The following is a 4,281-nucleotide window of genomic DNA, read 5'->3' as shown; positions in this document are numbered from 1 at the left end:
GCCCGCCAGGGTGAAAAGAGTCGGACGCGCGAGCGGCGCTTCGGCGATGCAAGCGACGGCTTCCTCGAAAGTCGCGCAGTTTTCAAACGCATAGCGCAGCAGATGGTCCGGCGGCCAGCCGCCTTCGCTGGAAAAGGCGTCGCGCAGGTTAAGCGCCGCATCATAGGCGAAGCCAAGCGAGCCTTGGGTGCGCCGCTTCATCGGCGCCTGGTTGATCACGGCGCAAAAGCGTCCAGGCGCCATGGCGCTGAGCACGCCCACGGCGCCAGGCCAGGTGGCGTTGTAGAATTCGCCGGCCGCGCCGGATTGCCACGCGATCTCGACAGCTTTTCCCAGACCGTGAAACGGCCAATCGAGCGTGCGCCGCAGCCGCGGCAGACCGCGTTCGTCTTGATAGGCCTGGGTGGTGCAGGCGAAGAGATACGACATGTTCAGCGTCATCGCGCCGGGAAAGCCAAGAATGGCGACGATGTGCTCAAGCTCGGCCCGATAGGCGGAGGCGGAGCGCTTCAGCCAATTCGCCGCCATACGGTCAATTGGCGGAAGACACACGCGGCCCATCGGCGCGACCATACCAAGACAGGCCTTGCGAAGCGCCGCAGCTGCGTCGATCCGCGCCGTCGCATGGGCGACGGGGCCGCCTTCGCGCACGTCGAGGAAGTGAATCGCGTTCATCGTCGTCCTGCTGTCAGAAAACCGTCATTGAACAGATATGGATTTCACATCCGGCTGTCACAATACAGTAAAAATTTAGGGGCCTTCGCCGCGCCGGAAAGGCCGGCGTTCTCACGGCGGCGAATCGGTTACAAAGGACGCGACCTCTTGCTCGTCGAGAAACGAATGTCGGACGCCGTCGCCGTCGCTTTTGACGCATTGAAGTTTCACGCTTCCGCTTTGGCGAGGACGCGAACGCTCGACCTCTTTGCCGAGGACCAGGCGCGGTTCAAGAATTTCAGCGTCAGGCTTGACGATCTGCTCTTCGACTTCTCCAAGCACAGAGTGACGCGCGAGACGATCGCGCTGCTCGTTTCTCTTGCGAAATCGCGCGATCTCGAAGCGCGGCGTGAAGTTTTGTTCTCGGGCGAACCGATCAACGCCACCGAAAAGCGCGCCGCCATGCATATGGCGCTGCGCGATCTCTCCACGCGGCCGCTTCTTGTCGGCGGCGAAGACATGCGGCCGCTGATCGAAGCCGAACGCGAGAAGGTTTTCGCCTTCGCGCGCGCGGTGCGCGCCGGCGAGGTCCGTGGCGCGTCCGGCGCGCCATTCAGCGACGTGATCAATATCGGCATCGGCGGTTCGGACCTTGGCCCGGCGATGGCCTCTCGCGCGCTCTTGCCCTTTGCCGGCGAGGGGCCGCGCATGCATTTCGTCGCCAATGTCGATGGCGCCGATCTCGCCGATACGCTGCACAATCTAGACTTGGCGCGCACGCTGTTCATCATCTCGTCGAAGACTTTCACCACGCAGGAGACGATGGCGAATGCACGAAGCGCGCGCGCGCGCGTCGTCGCCGCGCTCGGCGAAGCTGCGGTGAAAGACCATTTCGCCGCCGTCTCGACCAGGCTCGACAAGGTCGCCGAATTCGGCATCGATCCGACGCGCGTTTTCGGCTTCTGGGATTGGGTCGGCGGACGCTATTCGTTGTGGTCGTCGATCGGCCTAGCGCTCGCCATCGCCGTGGGACCGGAGCACTTCCTGCAGTTTCTGCAGGGGGGACACGACATCGACACGCATTTTCTCGAAGCGCCGCTCCAACAAAACATTCCCGCGCTGATGGGACTTCTCGGCGTCTGGCATCGCAACGTCATGGGTTGCGGCGCGCATGCGGTTATCCCCTATGATCAACGGCTCGCGCGGTTTCCCGCTTATCTCCAGCAGCTCGACATGGAGTCGAACGGCAAGTCGGTGACGCGCGACGGCGCGCCTGTCGATTATGCAACCGGCCCGGTGATTTTCGGCGAACCCGGCACCAACGGCCAGCACGCGTTCTTCCAGCTGCTGCATCAGGGAACCGACATTGTTCCGATCGACTTCCTGGTTGCGGCCGAACCCACCGCCGCCGACGAACATCATCACGAATTGCTGTTCGCCAACTGCCTGGCGCAGGCCGAAGCTTTTATGCGCGGCAGGACCGTAAAGGAAGCGAAGGCGCAATTGCGCGGGCAGGGGCTCGGCGAAGAAGAGGTCGAGCGCTTAGCGCCTCACAAGACGTTTCCGGGCGATCGTCCATCAAGCGTGCTGCTCTATCGCCGGCTCGATCCGCGCGCGCTCGGTCGACTCGTCGCGCTTTACGAGCACAAGGTCTTCGTTCAGTCGGTGATCTGGGACATCAATCCCTTCGACCAATGGGGCGTCGAACTGGGCAAGGAGCTTGCGAACCGCCTTGCGCCGATCGTCGAGAACAAGGACGAGTCGACGCAAGGACTCGACGCATCGACGGCCGGGCTGATCGCGTGGCGGCGAGACCGGATTTGAGGTGAATGCATGAGCAGCGCGCTAGATCAAAGCCAGGACAATGAGCGACTCAAATTTGACGTTGAATTGAAAAAGCTGAGCATTGAGCAGCAGAAGCTAAAATGGATGGCTGCATCGGTGATTGTAACGCTCTGGGCTGCCATAGGGACGGTCGCCTATGGGTTTTGGAGCACCAAGAAAAGCGCCGAATTAAACTTCCAACTCGAAGTCGCAAAGGCGGTCAGGAACGAAAAGGGTCCGGTCGAAGCCGAGGCTCGCGCCCGATACTATCAGGCAATCTTCCCTGGTCGACTACCTGTCGATTTCTTCAAACAAGAAGAACCGTTCAAGTTTGACTCGGTCGAAGGCGACGCGCGAATGGAATACTTTAAAGTGATCGCTTCAAAAAATTACAGCCCGAACGAGCTTCTCGATCTCTGGAGAATTCTCTTTCCCGGCGACGAGTGGACAAAAAACGACGAAGTCCGTGAGTCAATAAATAAGCTGGACAAGAAAAATAATAAGGCACGCTAAACCGCCTTCGCCGCCAAAATGCTCGTCAGCGTAGGCAGCGCGTTGTCGAGCAACCGAAACTGCCCGAATTCCGCTTCACGCAACAGCGCCTCGATCGCTTCGACGCGGCGCGGCTCGCCGCGGCCCATGGCGAGCGTATAGAATCCGTAATAGGCGTCGAGCGGCTCGGCGCCCTTGACGCCCGACATGCCTTCGATGATGAGCAGCGTCGCGCCGGGCGCGAGCGCCTTGCGCACATTGCGCAAGAGTTTTAACGCCGAAGCGTCGTCGTGGTCATGCACGATGCGGATGAGCGTGGCGACGTCAGCGCCTTCGGGTAGAGCGTCGTTGAGGAAGTCGCCGCAGTAAATCTCGGTTCGCGCGAGCAGGCCTGCCTCTTCGAGCCGTTTGCGCGCGCGCTCGGCGACAGCGGGCAGGTCGAACAGCGTCAGTTGCAGGCATGGCGCGCGGGCGCCGGCGGCTGCGAGAAACGCGCCTTCGCCGCCGCCGATGTCCAAAAGCCGCCGATGACGCGACATATCATAAGCGTCGAGCGCTTCTTCAGCGACCATCGGCTGCGTCGCGGCCATCAGCGTGCTGTATGGCCCGACCTGCTGCGCCGAGAGCGTTTCAGGCGCGCGCCCGTCCGAATAGGGCCAATAATCGGCGAGTCCGCCACGCTTTTCTTCGCGCAGCAGCGCGACCGGATCGGTAAGATCGGCGTAAAACAGCGGCTGGTGTTCAACGATGGCGAGCGCCGCGCGATTGCCGGCGAAGGCGGCGCCGAGCAGCCCGAGGCCATATCCGCCGTCACGCCGTTCAACGAGATTGAGCGACGCAGCCGCCTCAAGCAGGCGGCGAGTCGCGGGTTTGGAAAGCGCGAGTCTCGTCGCGAGCGCGTCGAGGCTCAACGGTCCGTCGCGCAACATTTGGAAGAGTTTGAGTTGCGTGCAGGCGACGAGAACCTGCGAATAGACGAAGCCGGCGGCGAGATCGAACCCGGCGCGCGCGCCGCGCCGCGCCAAAGGCCGCGTGATGCGGTTCTTCAACGCCCAGCGCTGAAATCGCGGATCGGCGATGAGCCTATCGCGCCGGCTTCGCAATCGCTCCAGCCATTGGTCGAGTAATGTCACGACAATCCCTAGTAGAGCGTTTCTTTGGATCGACTCATATCATGCCGCGATGTCGATCTTGTAAGTCCAGGTATGAACGACAGGCTCACGGTTAACGTCGTCGATTGCCTCAATGATTCGATCCTTCAACTCCTGTTTGGACGCGACGCGGATATGGCGAAGTGCCGATCGCGCGAGC

Annotated in this window: 4 protein-coding genes and 1 pseudogene; 2 read left to right on the top strand and 3 right to left on the bottom strand. The window is 61.6% G+C overall.

Annotated elements, in window-relative coordinates:
- Positions 1-675, bottom strand: a 675-nt coding sequence (locus QZ964_RS18690; RefSeq protein WP_292533470.1) for a hypothetical protein, incomplete at its 3' end; no start/stop codon positions are given.
- Positions 676-840: 165 nt separating this feature from the next.
- Here QZ964_RS18690 and pgi point away from each other — a divergent pair.
- Positions 841-2,478: a glucose-6-phosphate isomerase gene (gene pgi / locus QZ964_RS18685; RefSeq protein WP_292533468.1), complete on the top strand. Its 1,638-nt coding sequence runs from the start codon at positions 841-843 to the stop codon at positions 2,476-2,478.
- Positions 2,479-2,487: 9 nt separating this feature from the next.
- Positions 2,488-2,991: a hypothetical protein gene (locus QZ964_RS18680; RefSeq protein WP_292533467.1), complete on the top strand. Its 504-nt coding sequence runs from the start codon at positions 2,488-2,490 to the stop codon at positions 2,989-2,991.
- Here the strand turns inward: QZ964_RS18680 and QZ964_RS18675 are convergent.
- Positions 2,988-4,103 (bottom strand): methyltransferase, encoded by a 1,116-nt coding sequence (locus QZ964_RS18675; RefSeq protein WP_292533466.1) that lies wholly within the window; start codon positions 4,101-4,103, stop codon positions 2,988-2,990. The two genes, QZ964_RS18680 and QZ964_RS18675, sit on opposite strands and share 4 nt — an antisense overlap.
- Positions 4,104-4,142: 39 nt before the next feature.
- Positions 4,143-4,281, bottom strand: a pseudogene (locus tag QZ964_RS18670) (IS630 family transposase); the annotation flags it as partial.

The sequence above is a fragment of the Methylocystis sp. genome, from assembly GCF_021731785.1.
In the GTDB taxonomy this organism is placed as follows: domain Bacteria; phylum Pseudomonadota; class Alphaproteobacteria; order Rhizobiales; family Beijerinckiaceae; genus Methylocystis.
The sequence above is the reverse complement of the archived record's forward strand: the minus strand, read 5'-3'. Positions and strand labels throughout refer to the sequence as shown.

What these genes read in the sequence shown, in the direction of transcription:
- QZ964_RS18680 (WP_292533467.1), top strand. Translation starts at nt 2,488, where the DNA reads ATGAGCAGCGCGCTAGATCAAAGCCAGGACAATGAGCGACTCAAATTT.
- pgi (WP_292533468.1), top strand. Translation starts at nt 841, where the DNA reads ATGTCGGACGCCGTCGCCGTCGCTTTTGACGCATTGAAGTTTCACGCT.